Raw genomic sequence first — 15,073 nt, 5'->3', positions numbered from 1 at the left:
CGGTCGCGGCCGCTCTGGATTGGCCGGACAGCATGCTGGGCGAGGCCGAAGCTTCAAATCAATCGTAAGGAGAACGCCATGAGCATATCATACATCCAGACGGACAAGGCTCCGGCCGCCGTGGGGCCGTACTCGCAGGCCGTGCGGGTCGGAGACATGGTTCACGTGTCCGGGCAGTTGGGGCTCGATCCGGGTACAGGCGCCTTTGCCGGATCGGACTTCGCATCCCAGGCCAGACAGGCTCTGACCAACATCCGGGCCATTCTGGCGGAAGCCGGATGCGGCATGAAGGATATCGTCAGTGCGGATGTGTTTGTAACCGATCTCGGCAATTTCAGACAATTCAACGATATCTACGTCGAATTCATGGGCGGCCACAAGCCCGCCCGCGCCGTTGTGCAGGTCTCGGCCCTGCCGCTCGGCGGCGTGGTGGAAATGAAGTGCGTGGCCCAGATCCCCGCGTAAGGAACAATCATGAGCAAGAAATCATCCCGGCTGGGTGTTTTTCCCTCGGCCAATGAAGACGCCGTGGCCGCCCAGCGGCATGTGAACTCTCCGCAGTGCACCTCCGATTCCTATCTGCTGGCCTTTCAGGATCAGAATTTTCTGCTGCGCGAGGAACTGCGCCCCGTGCGTCTGCAACTGGAACTGCTCAAGCCCGAACTGGCCCTGCAGGAACAGCAGATTGAATCCACCGTGGTCATTTACGGCAGCGCCCGGTTCATGGACCCAGAGTCTGCCGCTCTGCGGCAGGAAAAGGCCATGGAAGCCCTGAAGAAAAATCCGGACGACGCGGCTCTGCAGCAGGAACTGAACAAGGCCCGCATCGCTGTGACCACCAGCCGCTATTATACCGAAGCGCGCAAGCTGGGACGGCTCATCTCCGAGAATACGCCCAGGTACAAACACGTGGTCATCACGGGCGGCGGCTTCGGCATCATGGGTGCGGCCAATCAGGGGGCCCACGATGTGGGGGCCAAGAGCATCGGCATGAACATCGTGCTGCCCTTCGAGCAGGAGCCCAATCCGTACATCACGCCGGAACTCAGCTTCCAGTTCCACTATTTCGCCATCCGCAAGATGCACCTGCTGATGCGGGCCAAGGCCCTGGTGGCCTTTCCCGGCGGCTTCGGCACCATGGACGAGCTCTTCGAAGCCTTGACCCTGATCCAGACGAGCAAGGTCCGGCCCATTCCGGTGCTCCTGTTCGGCCGCCGGTTCTGGCACAAGGTCATCAATTTCGAGGCGCTGGTGGAAGAGGGGACCATCAGCCCGGAAGATCTGAACATCTTCCAGTATGTGAGCACGGCCGAAGAAGCCTGGGAAATCATCGCCGCCTCCAACGGGACGACCACTGACGGCAAGTTCTGAATAGTGACGCGGTGCCGGAACCCGGGAGAACTTCCCGAGCGCCGGACAAACAGAAATCAGATTTTGTATGGAGAAATCAGCCCCTTCCGACTTTCCCGCGGAAGGGGCTTTTTTGCGGCTTCCGGGCTTCGAATAGAGGATCTCTCGGAGTTGCAGCCTTTGTCCGTGTTCCGGTTCGTGTGTGAATGCATCCCCCTTACCATTTCCTGTTCACATAGCGGATGACCAGAAAGGACAGGATGGTGATGACCACGGCCATGCCCGCCAGCAGACCGAAGATGTTCGTGCCTTTGCCCAGGAAGCGCAGGGCGCCCATGGTGGCGACGGCGATGACGCCGCCGGTCCAGAGCCACGGCGAAAATTTTTTCATTGTCAGTCCTCGCGACGAAAAAAGGGCGGTTTCCCGCCCGTGTTTCAGCCTTCGATTTCCACCGGCTGATTGGTCAGTCCCGCCCTGTTCAGGATGTGGAACACGAGAGACAGGGCCATGCCCGCCACCGTGCCCAGCGCCATGCCCTTGAGCTGCACCGTGCCAATGCTTACAGCCGCGCCGCTCAAGCCCACGATGAGCACCACGGCGGTCAGGATGAGATTGGACGATTTGGAATAGTCCACTCTGGTTTCCACCAGCATGCGGATGCCCGAAGCGGCAATGACGCCGAAAAGCAGGATGCACACGCCGCCCATGACCGGAGCCGGAATGGAGCGGATGAAAGCCGAGAGCACGCCGACAAAGGCCAGAGCGATGGACAAAACGGCCGCCCCGCCGATGACCCACACGGAATAGACTCTGGTAATGGCCATGACGCCGATGTTCTCGCCGTAAGTCGTCACGGGCACGGAGCCCATGAAGCCCGAGAGGGTGGTGGAGATGCCGTCGCCAAGCAGGGAACGGTGCAGGCCGGGATCCCTGGTCAGTTCGCGGCCTATGATTCTGCCGGTGACCACCAGATGGCCGATGTGTTCGGAAATGACCACCAGCGAAGCCGGAATGACGATCAGGATGACGTTCAGATCAAATTTGGGCGTGTAGATCGTGGGCAGGGAAAGGACAGAGGCGGACGTGACCATGCCGAAATCGACCATGCCCAGCACCACTGCCGCCAGATATCCGGCCGCGATGCCCACCAGCACGGGGATGACGGCCAGAAATCCCCGAAACAGCACCGAGCCGAAGACCACCACCATGAGGGTGAACATGGACACGGCGATGGCTTTGGTGTCGTAGCCGCCCTGGGCGTCGGGCATGAAACCGGCCATGTTCGCGGCCACGCCCGCCAGTTCCAGTCCGATGAGGGCCACGATGGGCCCCATGGTGGCCGGGGGCAGCACCACGCCGATCCAGCCCGGCCCGAATCTGCCGATGATGACAGCCACGGCGCAGAAGATGAGCCCGGAGGCGATGAATCCGCCCAGCGCATAGGAATAGTTGGCTCCCCACATGGCCTGGTCCGCTCCCAGCACCACGAAGACCGGCGAGAGGAAGGCGAAGCTCGATCCCAGAAAAGCCGGAGCTTTGCCCTTGCACAGCACCAGATAGATGAGGGTGCCGATGCCGTTCATGAGCAGCACGATGGCCGGATCGATCCTGAACAGGGTCGGCACCAGAATGGAAGCGCCGAACATGGCGAAAAGATGCTGTAAACTGAGGGGCAGGCCCTTGATCAGGGATACCTTTTCCTCGACCTGAATGATGTTCCCACGCATGAGAAACTCCTTGGATGATGTGTTGCAAGGCCAGACGGCCCGTCCCGCGTAACATGATCCTGGGGGCGGCCCCAAAAGCTGGGAAGTCCTATATGCCGCGTCTGGCGGCGGTCAAGAAAGGAGAAGATGGTTCAGAGAGGAGGGGCGGGCGGCTCAAGGGGGGGAGCGCCGCGCCGGGTCCGGATCCAGTTGATGGCCGCGAACACCGGCGGCCGCGAGACGAGATGACGTTCCAGCCTGAATTTGCCGGGAAAATCCATCAGCACGATACCCATGAGCATGGTCAGCAGGCCCTGGCCCGGCAGGAACAGCATGGCCGTCCCCGCCAGAAAGAGCAGTATGCCCCCGGCATTCTTGCAGAGCAGAAAAGTCAGGCGCAGGGCCGGAGGCCAGGCTCGGGAAGTCTGTTTTCTGCGGGGGGCGCTGAAATAGTCCGCGGGGATGCGCACGGCAAAAAAGGGCACCGCCAGCAGGGAGGCGATGAACGTGACTGCGGAAAAGGCGGCCAGCCACCAGAGGTACGCGTTCCAGGCTTCCGGCCACAGACTGGTCATGGCTTCAGGGCCAGAAATTCCGCCAGGGTGCGCTCGTATTCCTCGGGCTTCAGCCTCGGGCCGAACACGCCGACCACCTTGGAGGCGGCCAGGCTGGCGAAGCGTCCGGCCCGGGCGTGATCCATGCCGTGGGTGATGCCGTACAGGAACGCGCCCGCAAACATGTCCCCAGCACCGTTGGTGTCCACGGCGGAGGCGGGGAAGGGGTCGATTTCGTGCAGGCTGTCGCCGTCATACACCAGAGCGCCGTCGGCCCCCAGCGTGACGGCGAAGGTTCCGGCGATGCGGCGCAGTTCGTCCACGGCCTTGGCCAGGGTCCGGCATCCGCCCCAGAGAAGGGCCTCCTCCCGATTGCAGAAGAGCAGGTCCACCCCCTGACCCACGATTTCCTCCAGGCCCAGCCGGAAATATCTGACCATGGACGGATCGGAAAAGCTGACGGCCGTTTTCACTCCCGCCTCCCTGGCGATCTCTCTGGCATGCACCACCGCCGGGCGGGCCGTGGGCGACGTGACCAGATAGCCCTCCACGTAAAGGTACTGCGAATCACGCAGGGCGTCGGGCTGTATCTCGTCGCGGGAGAGGGATTCCGAAATGCCCAGATAGGTGTTCATGGTGCGTTCGGCGTCGGGTGTGACCATGACTAGGCATTTTCCGGTTACCCCGTCGGCCCGGCGGATGGTCAGGTTGGTGTCCACTCCGGCCCGCCGCAGTTCTCCGGTGTAGAAATCTCCCATCTCGTCGTTGCTGACCAGGCAGGAATAGAAAGCCTTGCTCCCGAACAGGGCGCTGCCGACCACGGTATTCGCCGCCGATCCGCCGCCGGAGCGGTGCGCGGGTTCATCCCGCAGAAACTCCAGCAGTTCGAATTGCCGCTGTTCGTCCACCAGAGTCATGTATCCTTTCTCCACGCCCATGGTTTCAAGAAATCCGTCATCCACGCTGAATTCCATATCCACCAGGGCGTTGCCCATGCCGTACACATCGTATCGTTGCATTGTCGTTCCCATAAGAAGTTGAGGTTCAGACCGAAGTCAGGTCTTCCGATATGCCGCGCCATCTTCTCGACTGCCATGCCTGCAGCACGGCCTGAACGAGAGAAGCCAAGGGGATGGCGAAAAAAACGCCCCAGAATCCCCAGATACCTCCAAAGACGAGAATGCCCATGATGGAAGCCAGAGGATGCAGGTTCACCGCGCCGGACAGCAAAAGCGGTACGAGCAGGTTGGCGTCGAGCAGCTGGACAACCAGGTAGGCGACCATGGCCCAGGTGAACTCGGGGCCGAAGCCCCACTGGATGTAGGCGATGATGACCACGGGCACGGTCACCACCACCGCGCCGATATAGGGGATGATGACCGAAAGCCCTACAATGAGGCTGAGCAGCATGGCGTATTCCAGGCCTGTGATCAGAAAACAGGCATAGGTGGCCAGCCAGACGATAAGAATTTCCCACACGCGGCCGCGGACGTAGTTGCCGGCCTGCTTCTCCACTTCGGCCCAGACCCGGCGGGTCAGGCTGTGGTCGTGGGGCAGAAAGTCCGCTATCCATTTCAGGATCTGCTCTTTGTCCTTCAGGAAAAAGAAGACCATGATGGGCATGAGCACCAGATAGACCAGAAAGGAAAAGACCGAGCGCACCGAAGACAGGGAGAAGCTCAGTATCTGCTTGCCGTAAAGGGAAAGCTGGGGAGTCAGGCCGTCCAGAATGGAGTTGATGTGCGTCTCCGTCAGGAGGGGAAATTTTTTCGGGATGCCCTGCAGGGCCGTCTGGGCGCGGGCGATGATCCGGGGGATGTTTTCCGTCAGCTCGGAGATCTGGGTGATGAGAAGCGGCACCAGGGCGATCAGCAGAAAAGCCAGGAAAAGCATGAACAGTCCGAAGACAAGGATGATGGCCGTCCGCCGGGGACAGCCGAAGCGCTCCAGGTGCCGGATCAGCCCCTCCAGCAGAAAGGCGATGACCACGCTGGCAATGACGGGTGCGAGCAGGTCGCCGATGCTGAGCACAATGGCCGCGCCGATACCCAGCACCAGAAGCAGGATGACCATCTGTTTATCGGCGAGTATCGAGCGGAGCCACTGAATCATCATTTCCATAGAGAATTTCCGTCAGCCGCATGGCATGGTTTCCCGCCCTGTCCGGGAACCCGCTAGGCGCGTATTCCATCCAGCAGGGCAATGATTTTCTGAATGTCCGCCTCCGGGTTGGCCGACACGGACCTGATCCACAACTCCGACCTGTAATGCAGCGTGGAAAACATGCCCGGCGGGAGCCGCGTTCTCGATGCCGTCGAGCAGGTCCGAATGCACCCGGCTGGGCGGCGTCCACATGGACCCAGGCCGCGCCGTGGCGTTCCCGCAGGGGATCGATGGCTCCTCCGCCAGTGGTGCCCGCCGTCAGAACCAGGCAGCTTCCCGCCAGTTCCTCTTTTGGCGGGATGAGACGCATCCGGTCGTCCGCCGGGAGAAGCCTGAGCTCCAGACCCAGAATGTCACAGGATTTCGCGATGCTGTTGTGCGCAAGCTCCGAGGCGAAGACTGTTTTCACGCCCTTGTGGTTTCTGGCCGTCCAGAGTCCCGTCAGGTTGCCGATGGTGGAGCCCGCGCAGAAATGGCCGCCCGTCATGCCGAAGAAGGGCGCGAGCCAGGAAATGCACAGTCTCTCGGCCTTAGAAGCGAAGGGAGACGTGGCCGGATGAAGCAGGTTCTGATTGCGGCAGGCGTTCCAGAGGGCTGTGGCCCAGGTTATCTCCGGCGTTGGCGGGTCCATGTGGGCCAGCGTCGTCCGGCCGCCGAGATTTGCTGCTCTGGCCAGCACATGCGGGGCCAGCCGCCGCAGCGTCTCCGCATCCCGGAGCCCGGATTCCGGAAGCTCCGGCGCGGAACCGGCCGGACTCCGGAGAAGATCGAGGGCGAGACTCAGAATCGGGTCATCCATTGCGGCATGTGGACAAAAAAAGCGGCGTTTCTCAATATGTGCCTGAAGTTCGAGCCGGTACTGAAGCGATCCGGGGCGCTTGTAAACTTTTTCAGTTCCGGATTCCATAAATTTCTGGCGAAGCCGGGGGCGTGTGTTCCGGTGAGTTTTCAGCAGGCCCGCCGGACTGTAGAAGGGACCGGGCGGCACGCTTCCGGCCGCCGGACCGCCGGGCAGGCCGGGAGGCAATAACAACATGAGGACCCGTCGATGCTGATCTGGAATCCCTGGCACGGATGCAGAAAATTGAGCGAGGGCTGCCGGAACTGTTATGTGTATCGGCGCGACGCGCAATTCGGCAAGGACAGCCGCGTCGTGGAGAAAACGGCGAAGTTCGGCCTGCCGCTCAAAAGAAACCGCAGGGGCGAATATATCCTCTCCGGGGGCACGGTCTATACCTGCATGACCTCGGACTTTTTCATCGGCGAGGCCGATCCTTGGCGCGAGGAAGCGTGGCGGATGATCCGGGAGCGTACGGATCTGCATTTCTTCATCGTCACCAAGCGCATCGACCGCTTCACCGTCGGCCTGCCCGGAGACTGGGAAAACGGCTACGAAAATGTGACCATCTGCCTGACCTGCGAGGATCAGAAGAGCGCGGACTACCGGCTGCCCATCTTTCTGGAACTGCCTCTTAAGCGCCGCCACGTCATTCACGAACCCATGCTCGAAGCCGTCCGGATCGAGCCGTATCTGGCCTCGGGGAAAATCCGGCGGGTCATCTGCGGCGGTGAATCCGGACCGGAGGGCAGGCTGTGCGATTTTTCCTGGGTGCTGGACAGCCGGGCCCAATGCGCGAGGCACGGTGTGGACTTCTTTTTCAAGCAGACCGGAACGCATTTCAGAAAGGACGGCAGGAGCTACCGCATCCCGCGCATGTACCAGATGTCTCAGGCCGCCAGGGCCGGGATCAATCTGGACGGCCGAAGCGAGCGGGATTTCGGCGGCTTTCGGGCATGAGTGCGGAAAAATTCTCGCCCGGCCCACATATCGCGCGGTCTGAAAGGACACCTTGCCGGAACGGCCGGGTATTTCCCGTCCTTGGCTTCGGGGGGTGAATCCGGTAAGGTCCGCCGCCATGTTCCCCGGTTTTCCAGCCATACCGGCTCCGCGCCGTTCCACGCGCACCGTTTATGTGGGTGCGGTGGGCATTGGCGGCGGGCATCCCGTGCGCGTCCAGTCCATGACCAACACCGACACCCGCGACGTGGAGGCCACCCTGTCCCAGATCGGGGCGCTGCAGCAAGCGGGTTGCGAGATCGTCCGTCTGGCCGTGCTGAACACCGAAGCGGCCGAAGCTCTGCGGCGTATCTGCGCGGAAACGTCCGTCCCGCTCATCGCAGACATCCATTTTGACGCGCGGCTGGCCGTCATGGCCGTGGAAGCCGGAGTGAAGGGCCTGCGCATCAACCCCGGAAACATCGGCGGGCCGGACAAGGTGGACCGTGTGGCCCACGCGGCCCGTGCGGCGGGCATACCCATCCGCATCGGCGTGAACAGCGGCTCGGTGAACAGGGACATATTGCGCAAACACGGCGGCCCCACGCCGGAAGCTCTGGTGGAAAGCGCGCTGGAGCACGCGCGTCTGCTGGAGGACCGCGGCTTTCACGACATCAAGATCTCCCTCAAGTCCTCCAGTGTGCGGCACACCGTGGCCGCCTACCGCCTCATGAGCCGGACCGTGGATTATCCCCTGCATATCGGCGTGACCGAGGCCGGGACCATGCTGCGCGGGGCGGTGAAATCTTCCGTGGGGCTGGGTGTTCTGCTGGCCGAGGGGATCGGCGACACCCTGCGCGTGTCCCTGACCGCTGATCCGGTGGAGGAAATGCTCGTGGCCTGGGAGATTCTGCGTTCTCTGGGCCTGCGCGCGCGGGGGCCGGAAATCGTGTCCTGTCCGACCTGCGGACGCACGGAGATCGGGCTCATGGAACTGGCCCAGGCCGTGGAAGAACGCCTGCGTCATGTAGAGGAGGTGTTCACCGTGGCGGTCATGGGCTGTGTGGTCAACGGCCCGGGTGAGGCGCGGGAGGCGGATATCGGGGTGGCCGGGGGCCGGGATTCGGGGCTCATTTTCCGCAAGGGCGAGGTGCTCCGCCGGGTGCGCGGACGGGATGAGCTGCTGGCCGCCTTCATGGAAGAACTGGACAGGTTTCTGGCCGAGCGGGCGGCCTCGTGACTGCAACCACATTGCGCCGCATGAGAGGCGCATGCATGAAAACTTTCTTTCTTCTTTTCCTGACGCTGTTGCCGGGCCTGCCCTGCCGGGCCGGGTGCGGGCCCGAGGCGGACGCGGCCTTGGCCTTCATGAATGCCTATGTGGACTGGCTGAAAGTTCCGGCCGAAGAGGCCTCCGGAAAACCCGCTCCCTGGATGGAGAAGGACGGCCTGGTCAGCGCCGCCTTCAGGGCCGCTCACGAGGAACTGATGCGGGAAGCGGAGAAGGAAGACCCGGAACTGGGCCTGGGTTTTGATCCGGTGCTGGACGCTCAGGATTATCCGGAAAGTTTTGCGGTCGATTCCTGCGGGGATGGTTTTGTCGTTCTGCGCGGTGCCGGAGACGAATGGAGCGCGGATTTTGCCGTGACCGTGAAGATGGTTCCCTCCCCGAAGGGCTGGCTGGTGGACGGCGCGGGCATGATCCGCATTCCTGAAGAACGGCGCAGGCAGGAATGAAAACTGTCCGCATATTGTCCGTGCTTCTGGCGGGCTTCATGATGTTGTCCGGCTGCTGCCGGACCTGTTCTTCCACGGAGGTGCCGTCCATGAGTATCAGAGACCGTTTCGACCATCGGTCCGGCTTTTTCGTCGCCAGCGGTGATGCGCGGATTTATGTGGAGGAAAAGGGCGACCCTGCCGCTCCCGCCCTGCTTCTGCTGCATGGCGGTTTGGGCCAGATGGAAGATTTCAATACCATTACTCCGGCTCTGGCCGGAAAGTTCCGGCTCGTCGGCGTGGACAGCCGGGGGCACGGCAGATCAACTCTGGGGCGAAACGGTCTGTCCTACGCCACGCTGGAAGATGATCTGGCGCGCATCATCGACACATTGAAGCTGGAGCGCTTCAGCATCCTGGGTTTCAGCGACGGCGGCATCACGGCCTGCCGCTACGCGGCGCGAGGCGATGCAAGGCTGGAAAAAATCGTGACCGTGGGCGCGAGCTGGGAAATGAGTGCCACCGATCCGGCCTGGGAGTTGCTCTCTTCCATGACGGCGCGGGACTGGACGGAGATGTTTCCCGAAAGCTGCGCCGATTATCAGCGTCTGAACCCGGAGCCGGATTTCGACCGGCTGGTCGCGCGGGCGGTGGAGATGTGGACGGACCTGGGGGAGGGCGGATACCCCGGAAAACGCATGGCTGAAACGGCGGCGCCGCTCCTGATGGTCCGCGGCGATCTGGACCCTCTGACCTCGCTGGAGAGCATGGCCGGGTTGCAGGCCCTGCGCCCGGACGTGCATGTGCTGAACATCCCCTTTGCCGAACACGCGGCTTTTGCCGAATCTCCGGAGATTTTTCTGCGCGCCGCGGAGATGTTTTTCACTCCGAAGCCGGACGCGCAGCGGTGATTTTGCGGAGGATGAGGGCCTGGAGGCGGCATGGAACCCATAGGAATCATATATTCTCCGTTCACGGAGCTGGAAAACATGCCTGTCCAGCCCGGAGGGGCGCGGGATGTGGAGGGCCTCGTCCGCATCGAGGAGCGCTACGCCGAAGGGCTGAAAGATCTGGACGGATTCAGCCACGTCTATCTGATCTATATTTTTCATAAGGCCGCCAGAACGCGCCTGACGGTCACGCCCTTTCTGGACACCCGCGAGCGCGGCGTGTTCGCCACGCGTTCTCCCTTGAGGCCGAACCACATCGGGCTGTCCATCGTGCGGCTGACGAAAGTGGAAGGATGCGCGCTCACCATAAGAGGCGTGGACGTTCTGAACGGGACTCCGCTTCTGGACATCAAGCCGTATATCGAGAATTTCGACGCGGTGACGGGCAGTTCGCCGGGCTGGATGACCGCTTCGGCGGAAGAGGTTTCGGCCGCGCGTTCTGACGGCAGATTCGTCTGACGGCAGGCCTAAACGGACATGAAATATCACGGCGGGAGGATTCCCGCCCGCGGCGTGTTTTTGTCTCCCATGCAGTAACCCTCAGGAAACCCACGAGAGGTCCCCATGCTTTTCAGCAAGTTTTATATTCCCACTCTCAAGGAAACTCCGGCCGAGGCCGAGGTCGTAAGCCACAAACTGCTGCTGCGCGCGGGCATGATCCGCAAGCTGACCAGCGGCATCTATACCTACATGCCTCTGGGCCTGCGCGCGGTGAACAAGGTGGCGCGGATCGTGCGCGAGGAAATGAACCGCGCCGGGGCGCTGGAGATCTCCATGCCCATGGTCCAGCCCGCCGACCTCTGGCAGGAAAGCGGACGCTGGGATTTCTACGGCAAGGAACTGCTGCGCTTGAACGACCGTCACGACCGGGACTACTGCCTGGGCCCCACTCACGAGGAGGTCGTCACCGATCTGGTGCGCGGCGAGGTGCGCTCCTACCGCCAGCTCCCGCTCAATCTGTACCAGATTCAGACCAAGTTCCGGGATGAAATCCGGCCCCGCTTTGGACTCATGCGCGGCCGGGAGTTTGTCATGAAGGACGCCTATTCCTTCGACAAGGACGAAGAGGGCGCCAACACGAGCTATCAGGCCATGTTCGAGGCCTACACCCGCATCTTCACCCGCCTGGGGCTCAAGTTCCGGGCCGTGAGCGCGGACTCCGGAGCCATCGGCGGCAGTTTCTCCCACGAGTTCATGGTTCTGGCCGAGACGGGCGAGGATACCCTGGCCGTGTGCACGGCCTGCTCCTGGGCCGCCAATCTGGAAAAGGCCGAACTCCGGCCGGGCGCGCCGTGCAACGGCACCTGCCCGCCATACGAACAGGTGCCCACGCCGGGCAGGCACACGGTGGAGGAGGTGGCCTCGTTTCTGGGAGTTTCGCCCGCGCGGGTGCTGAAGACTCTGCTTTTCGACGTGGACGGCAAATCCGTGGCCGTTCTGGTGCGTGGAGACCATGACGTGAACGAGGTCAAACTCAAGAATCTGCTGGACGCGGCGGAAGTCAATCTGGCCACGCCGGAGCAGGTCGAGAAGTGGACCGGGGCGCCCGTGGGCTTTGCCGGACCCGTGGGGCTCAGGGTGGATGCCGTGTACGCGGATTTCGGGATCGCCTCGGATACGGATTTCGTGTGCGGGGCCAATGCCGCCGACGCGCACCTGATCCATGTGGACCCGCGCCGGGACTTTGCCCTGTCCACGGAGGCCGCGGCTTCAGGCTACGCCGATCTGCGCTCCGTCACCCTGGACGATCCGTGCCCGTCCTGCGGCGCACCCATCGTCATGCCCAAGGGCATCGAGGCCGGGCACGTGTTCAAGCTGGGGATCAAGTATTCTCAGGCCATGAACGCCATTTTTCTGGACGAGAACGGCAAGGAACAGCTCATGATCATGGGCTGCTACGGCATTGGCGTAAGCCGCGTGGTGGCGGCCTGCATCGAGCAGAATTTCGACGACCAGGGCATGATCTTTCCTCCGGCCATCGCGCCCTTCGAGGTGGCTGTGCTGGCCCTGTCCGCCCGGGATGAAAACGTCATGAGGATGGCGCGGAGAATCCATGACTGGCTGGAGGCGCAGAACATCGACGCCCTTTTTGACGACCGCGACGAGCGGCCCGGCGTGAAATTCAACGAAGCCGACCTGCTGGGCATGCCCATGCAGATCATCATCGGCGGCAAGGGGCTGGAACGCGGAGTGATCGAAGCCAAAAACCGCAGAACCGGTGAAAAGCGCGACCTCCCCGTGGCCGACTGGCAGAACGCCATTCTGGCCTGGCGGCACGAGGTGCTGGGAGATTGGGAGCGGAGCTGAAAACCGACACGGCGTTCTGGACGGCAAGACGGAGGAGCTTGCGTATGTCGCGGTGCTCGCTGCCACGGGAAGCATGCCGGACATTCCTTTTCATGTGAGCGAGGCCAAAGCTCACGGCGCTTCCTGGCAGAAAGTGCTGAGTGCGGTTCTGTTAGGCCTTCCTGCCGCCGGGGCCGTGGTCATCAGAGCGCTTCCCGCGGCACTGGAGGCGTATGACGGCGGCGGCCGGCAGCTTGATCCGAATCCGTCGTCTTCATTTTTTCATCCGCCAAATTGTCCAGCTCGGTATATTCACAGGAACCGTAACAAAAATGAAAACAGCCATGACCGATTCCACTCCCCGCTGGCATTACCGGTTCGAGAATTACTGTCGGGCTTTTCTTCTGCTGCGCGAAGCTCTGGAACAGGACAGAGCTTTGACCCAGCTGGAAAAGGAGGGGGTGATTCAGCGGTTTGAATACACGGTGGAACTGGCATGGAAGACCCTGAAGGATTATCTGGAGAGCGAAAATGTGGTGCTGGAGCAGATCACGCCCCGCACGGTGATCCGCCGGGCCTTCGAGGCCGGGATCATAAAACGTGGCGAAGCCTGGCAGAAGGCTCTGGATGCGCGCAACCGCATGTCGCATACTTACGATCTTGCGGCCTTCGAACGGGTGATCGGCGATATTCGTCTGAGCTACATGGAGGCGTTCGGTGAACTGTACGAATTCATGCTGGCCCGGCAGGCGCGGATGTCATGAAGGAAATGTTCGGCTTGTCCGCCGCCCAGCGGGATGTGTTGCGCGAGATACTGAATGCCGAGGGAAAAGGCGTTGAACGGGTGGCGGTATTCGGTTCGCGCGCCACGGGACGGCAGCGCCCGAACTCCGATCTGGACTTGGTGCTGTACGGCGATATCGACGAGGCCGTCTGCGCCCGGCTGTGGACGCTGTTTCAGGAAAGCTCTCTGCCATTTTCCGTGGATGTCAAAAGCTACGCCGCCATCAACCACCCGCCGCTTCGCACTCATATCGATGCGGTCTCACGTCCGCTTTTCGTGCGTTCCGGAACTGGGTTCACGACTGTGGATGAATGATAACTGTGACGACAATTTTTTCAGGTGCTGCATGAAAAACGCATTGTTCCGGAAGAAATTCATCCTGCCGCCGCTATCCTGACAGCTCCCCGTTATGCACATTTTCACCGTCCGTACCCTGACCCAGGCCGTCAAGGATGTTCTTGAAGGAGAATTTCCGTTCGTGTGGGTGCGCGGGCAGATAACCAACCTGTCCGCGCCGCCGTCCGGGCATGTCTATTTTTCCCTGCGCGACGAAGAGGCCGTCCTGAATGTGGTCTGGTTCAAGGGAGCCCGGCCCGGGGGGGGAGGCGGGGAACGCATCAATCCGCTCACCGGCGAGGTGGAAACGGGTGAGCCTCTCAAACTTGCCGACGGTCTGGAAGTGCTCGTGGCCGGGCGCATGAACGTGTACCCGCCGCGTGGCGTGTATCAGCTGGTGGCGGAGCTGGTGCAGGAGCAGGGCATGGGCGAGCTGGCCGTGGCTTTCGAGGCCATGAAGGCCAAGCTCGCGGCCAGAGGATTTTTCGACGCGGACAGAAAGCTCGTCCTGCCGGGCAATCCGCGCCGGGTGGCCGTGATCACCGCGCCGCAGGGCGCGGCTCTGCAGGATTTCCTGCGCGTGGCCGGGGACAGGGGATATGGATGCACCGTGCGCCTGTATCCGTCACTGGTGCAGGGAGAAGCGGCTCCGGCCCGGATTGCGGCCGCTCTGGACCAGGCCGACGGCGACGGCTGGGCCGAGGTCATCGTGCTTATTCGCGGCGGCGGCTCTCTGGAGGATCTGTGGGCCTTCAACACGGAAACCGTGGCCGAGGCCATTTTTCGCGCCCGAGTGCCGGTTCTGACCGGCGTGGGGCACGAGGTGGACACCACCATCGCCGATTTTGTGGCCGATTTGCGTGCAGCCACGCCGTCTCATGCGGCGCAGCTGCTGTGGACTGAACGCGCCGTGCTGCGCCAGCGGGCGGATGAGAGCTTTCTGGCTCTGGACCGGGGCATCCGCCGTTTTCTGGCAGCCCGCGAAATCGTTCTGGAGGCCGGGAAGCATCGTCTTATGCGCCATTCTCCGGCCCGGCACGTGGAGCGGGGCGCCTTTGAGCTGGAGCGGCTCGAAGGGCGGCTGCGTCAAGTCATCCGGAACATGATGGACAAAAGACTGGCCGATCTGGCCCTCACGGGAGAGCGTCTGCGCCGGGAATTTGGTCCGGCCCGGATGCTGGCCCTGCGGGCGGAACTGGACCGCTCCCGCGCGGCTCTGGATCAGGCCGCGGCCGGATTTTTACGGGCCCGCGAGACCGCGGCCTTAAGTCTGGATGGACGGCTGGCCGCACTGGACCCGCAGGCACCGCTGGCACGGGGATACGCTCTGGTGCGCGATGGCCGGGGGCGGTTTGTGCGTTCATGTTCGGATGTGGCCGACGGAGACGATATTCGCGTCCGCGTGGCCGACGGCGAATTCGGCGCCCGGGTGACCGAGGCAGAGTGAAGT

At 62.3% G+C, this 15,073-nt stretch carries 17 protein-coding genes and 1 pseudogene; 12 read left to right on the top strand and 6 right to left on the bottom strand.

Annotation, left to right across the window (positions count from 1 at the left end):
• Window positions 1-78: 78 nt before the first annotated feature.
• On the top strand, window positions 79-465 hold the full coding sequence (locus AXF15_RS10185) for a Rid family detoxifying hydrolase (RefSeq protein WP_066606922.1): 387 nt from the start codon (window positions 79-81) through the stop codon (window positions 463-465).
• Between the two features lie 9 nt (window positions 466-474).
• Window positions 475-1,371, top strand: coding sequence for an LOG family protein (locus AXF15_RS10180; protein WP_066606920.1), 897 nt, complete (start codon window positions 475-477; stop codon window positions 1,369-1,371).
• A 196-nt stretch (window positions 1,372-1,567) separates the two neighbouring features.
• Here the strand turns inward: AXF15_RS10180 and AXF15_RS14200 are convergent, their stop codons facing one another.
• From AXF15_RS14200 to AXF15_RS10155, 6 genes are all read right to left on the bottom strand, one after another.
• Window positions 1,568-1,741, bottom strand: coding sequence for a hypothetical protein (locus AXF15_RS14200; protein WP_154666849.1), 174 nt, complete (start codon window positions 1,739-1,741; stop codon window positions 1,568-1,570).
• 44 nt (window positions 1,742-1,785) lie between these two features.
• Entirely contained in the window at window positions 1,786-3,078 is a 1,293-nt protein-coding gene (gene uraA, locus AXF15_RS10175) for a uracil permease (protein WP_066606916.1), read from the bottom strand.
• Window positions 3,079-3,209: 131 nt separating this feature from the next.
• Complete coding sequence (locus tag AXF15_RS10170) at window positions 3,210-3,632, bottom strand: hypothetical protein (RefSeq protein WP_066606914.1); 423 nt, start codon at window positions 3,630-3,632, stop codon at window positions 3,210-3,212.
• Window positions 3,629-4,630, bottom strand: a complete 1,002-nt coding sequence (locus tag AXF15_RS10165; RefSeq protein ID WP_066606912.1) for an adenosine kinase — start codon at window positions 4,628-4,630, stop codon at window positions 3,629-3,631. Before AXF15_RS10165 ends, AXF15_RS10170 begins: the two co-directional genes overlap by 4 nt.
• 25 nt (window positions 4,631-4,655) lie before the next feature.
• Window positions 4,656-5,732, bottom strand: coding sequence for an AI-2E family transporter (locus tag AXF15_RS10160; RefSeq protein WP_066606904.1), 1,077 nt, complete (start codon window positions 5,730-5,732; stop codon window positions 4,656-4,658).
• Window positions 5,689-6,573: a pyridoxal-dependent decarboxylase gene (locus AXF15_RS10155; RefSeq protein WP_169793648.1), complete on the bottom strand. Its 885-nt coding sequence runs from the start codon at window positions 6,571-6,573 to the stop codon at window positions 5,689-5,691. The genes AXF15_RS10160 and AXF15_RS10155 overlap by 44 nt, the downstream gene beginning before the upstream one ends.
• A 249-nt stretch (window positions 6,574-6,822) precedes the next feature.
• On the opposite strand from AXF15_RS10155, the gene AXF15_RS10150 reads away from it, so the two are divergent.
• The 10 genes and pseudogenes from AXF15_RS10150 to xseA all read left to right on the top strand — a co-directional run bounded on the left by AXF15_RS10150 (window position 6,823) and on the right by xseA (window position 15,070).
• On the top strand, window positions 6,823-7,572 hold the full coding sequence (locus AXF15_RS10150; protein WP_066606898.1) for a DUF5131 family protein: 750 nt from the start codon (window positions 6,823-6,825) through the stop codon (window positions 7,570-7,572).
• A gap of 118 nt (window positions 7,573-7,690) precedes the next feature.
• Window positions 7,691-8,791, top strand: coding sequence for a flavodoxin-dependent (E)-4-hydroxy-3-methylbut-2-enyl-diphosphate synthase (gene ispG, locus AXF15_RS10145; protein ID WP_066608923.1), 1,101 nt, complete (start codon window positions 7,691-7,693; stop codon window positions 8,789-8,791).
• Between the two features lie 35 nt (window positions 8,792-8,826).
• Entirely contained in the window at window positions 8,827-9,288 is a 462-nt protein-coding gene (locus AXF15_RS10140; RefSeq protein ID WP_066606894.1) for a hypothetical protein, read from the top strand.
• Window positions 9,285-10,178 carry an alpha/beta fold hydrolase gene (locus AXF15_RS10135; RefSeq protein WP_066606891.1) on the top strand — a complete coding sequence of 298 codons (894 nt, stop codon included), beginning with the start codon at window positions 9,285-9,287 and terminating at the stop codon, window positions 10,176-10,178. The genes AXF15_RS10140 and AXF15_RS10135 overlap by 4 nt, the downstream gene beginning before the upstream one ends.
• A 30-nt stretch (window positions 10,179-10,208) precedes the next feature.
• Window positions 10,209-10,676 (top strand): tRNA (N6-threonylcarbamoyladenosine(37)-N6)-methyltransferase TrmO, encoded by a 468-nt coding sequence (gene tsaA, locus AXF15_RS10130; protein ID WP_066606888.1) that lies wholly within the window; start codon window positions 10,209-10,211, stop codon window positions 10,674-10,676.
• Between the two features lie 105 nt (window positions 10,677-10,781).
• On the top strand, window positions 10,782-12,524 hold the full coding sequence (locus AXF15_RS10125; protein ID WP_066606885.1) for a proline--tRNA ligase: 1,743 nt from the start codon (window positions 10,782-10,784) through the stop codon (window positions 12,522-12,524).
• Window positions 12,436-12,666: pseudogene (locus AXF15_RS14850) on the top strand (carboxymuconolactone decarboxylase family protein); the annotation flags it as partial. The gene AXF15_RS10125 and the pseudogene AXF15_RS14850, both read left to right, overlap by 89 nt.
• Window positions 12,667-12,847: 181 nt before the next feature.
• Window positions 12,848-13,267, top strand: coding sequence for a nucleotidyltransferase substrate binding protein (locus AXF15_RS14605; RefSeq protein WP_066608919.1), 420 nt, complete (start codon window positions 12,848-12,850; stop codon window positions 13,265-13,267).
• Complete coding sequence (locus tag AXF15_RS10115; protein ID WP_066606882.1) at window positions 13,264-13,602, top strand: nucleotidyltransferase family protein; 339 nt, start codon at window positions 13,264-13,266, stop codon at window positions 13,600-13,602. Before AXF15_RS14605 ends, AXF15_RS10115 begins: the two co-directional genes overlap by 4 nt.
• Window positions 13,603-13,696: 94 nt before the next feature.
• Window positions 13,697-15,070 carry an exodeoxyribonuclease VII large subunit gene (gene xseA, locus AXF15_RS10110; protein ID WP_066606877.1) on the top strand — a complete coding sequence of 458 codons (1,374 nt, stop codon included), beginning with the start codon at window positions 13,697-13,699 and terminating at the stop codon, window positions 15,068-15,070.
• The last annotated feature ends 3 nt before the right edge of the window (window positions 15,071-15,073 follow it).

It is taken from the genome of Desulfomicrobium orale DSM 12838, assembly GCF_001553625.1.
GTDB classification, from domain to species: domain Bacteria; phylum Desulfobacterota; class Desulfovibrionia; order Desulfovibrionales; family Desulfomicrobiaceae; genus Desulfomicrobium; species Desulfomicrobium orale.
Note: the sequence above shows the minus strand (reverse complement) of the source record. Positions and strands in the feature narration are given on the sequence as shown.

Bases quoted from the DNA above. Each gene is read 5' to 3' on its own strand.
- AXF15_RS10185 (WP_066606922.1), top strand. From the start codon at position 79: ATGAGCATATCATACATCCAGACGGACAAGGCTCCGGCCGCCGTGGGG.
- AXF15_RS10180 (WP_066606920.1), top strand. From the start codon at position 475: ATGAGCAAGAAATCATCCCGGCTGGGTGTTTTTCCCTCGGCCAATGAA.
- AXF15_RS14200 (WP_154666849.1), bottom strand. From the start codon at position 1,741: ATGAAAAAATTTTCGCCGTGGCTCTGGACCGGCGGCGTCATCGCCGTC.
- uraA (WP_066606916.1), bottom strand. From the start codon at position 3,078: ATGCGTGGGAACATCATTCAGGTCGAGGAAAAGGTATCCCTGATCAAG.
- AXF15_RS10170 (WP_066606914.1), bottom strand. From the start codon at position 3,632: ATGACCAGTCTGTGGCCGGAAGCCTGGAACGCGTACCTCTGGTGGCTG.
- AXF15_RS10165 (WP_066606912.1), bottom strand. From the start codon at position 4,630: ATGCAACGATACGATGTGTACGGCATGGGCAACGCCCTGGTGGATATG.
- AXF15_RS10160 (WP_066606904.1), bottom strand. From the start codon at position 5,732: ATGGAAATGATGATTCAGTGGCTCCGCTCGATACTCGCCGATAAACAG.
- AXF15_RS10155 (WP_169793648.1), bottom strand. From the start codon at position 6,573: ATGGATGACCCGATTCTGAGTCTCGCCCTCGATCTTCTCCGGAGTCCG.
- AXF15_RS10150 (WP_066606898.1), top strand. From the start codon at position 6,823: ATGCTGATCTGGAATCCCTGGCACGGATGCAGAAAATTGAGCGAGGGC.
- ispG (WP_066608923.1), top strand. From the start codon at position 7,691: ATGTTCCCCGGTTTTCCAGCCATACCGGCTCCGCGCCGTTCCACGCGC.
- AXF15_RS10140 (WP_066606894.1), top strand. From the start codon at position 8,827: ATGAAAACTTTCTTTCTTCTTTTCCTGACGCTGTTGCCGGGCCTGCCC.
- AXF15_RS10135 (WP_066606891.1), top strand. From the start codon at position 9,285: ATGAAAACTGTCCGCATATTGTCCGTGCTTCTGGCGGGCTTCATGATG.
- tsaA (WP_066606888.1), top strand. From the start codon at position 10,209: ATGGAACCCATAGGAATCATATATTCTCCGTTCACGGAGCTGGAAAAC.
- AXF15_RS10125 (WP_066606885.1), top strand. From the start codon at position 10,782: ATGCTTTTCAGCAAGTTTTATATTCCCACTCTCAAGGAAACTCCGGCC.
- AXF15_RS14605 (WP_066608919.1), top strand. From the start codon at position 12,848: ATGACCGATTCCACTCCCCGCTGGCATTACCGGTTCGAGAATTACTGT.
- AXF15_RS10115 (WP_066606882.1), top strand. From the start codon at position 13,264: ATGAAGGAAATGTTCGGCTTGTCCGCCGCCCAGCGGGATGTGTTGCGC.
- xseA (WP_066606877.1), top strand. From the start codon at position 13,697: ATGCACATTTTCACCGTCCGTACCCTGACCCAGGCCGTCAAGGATGTT.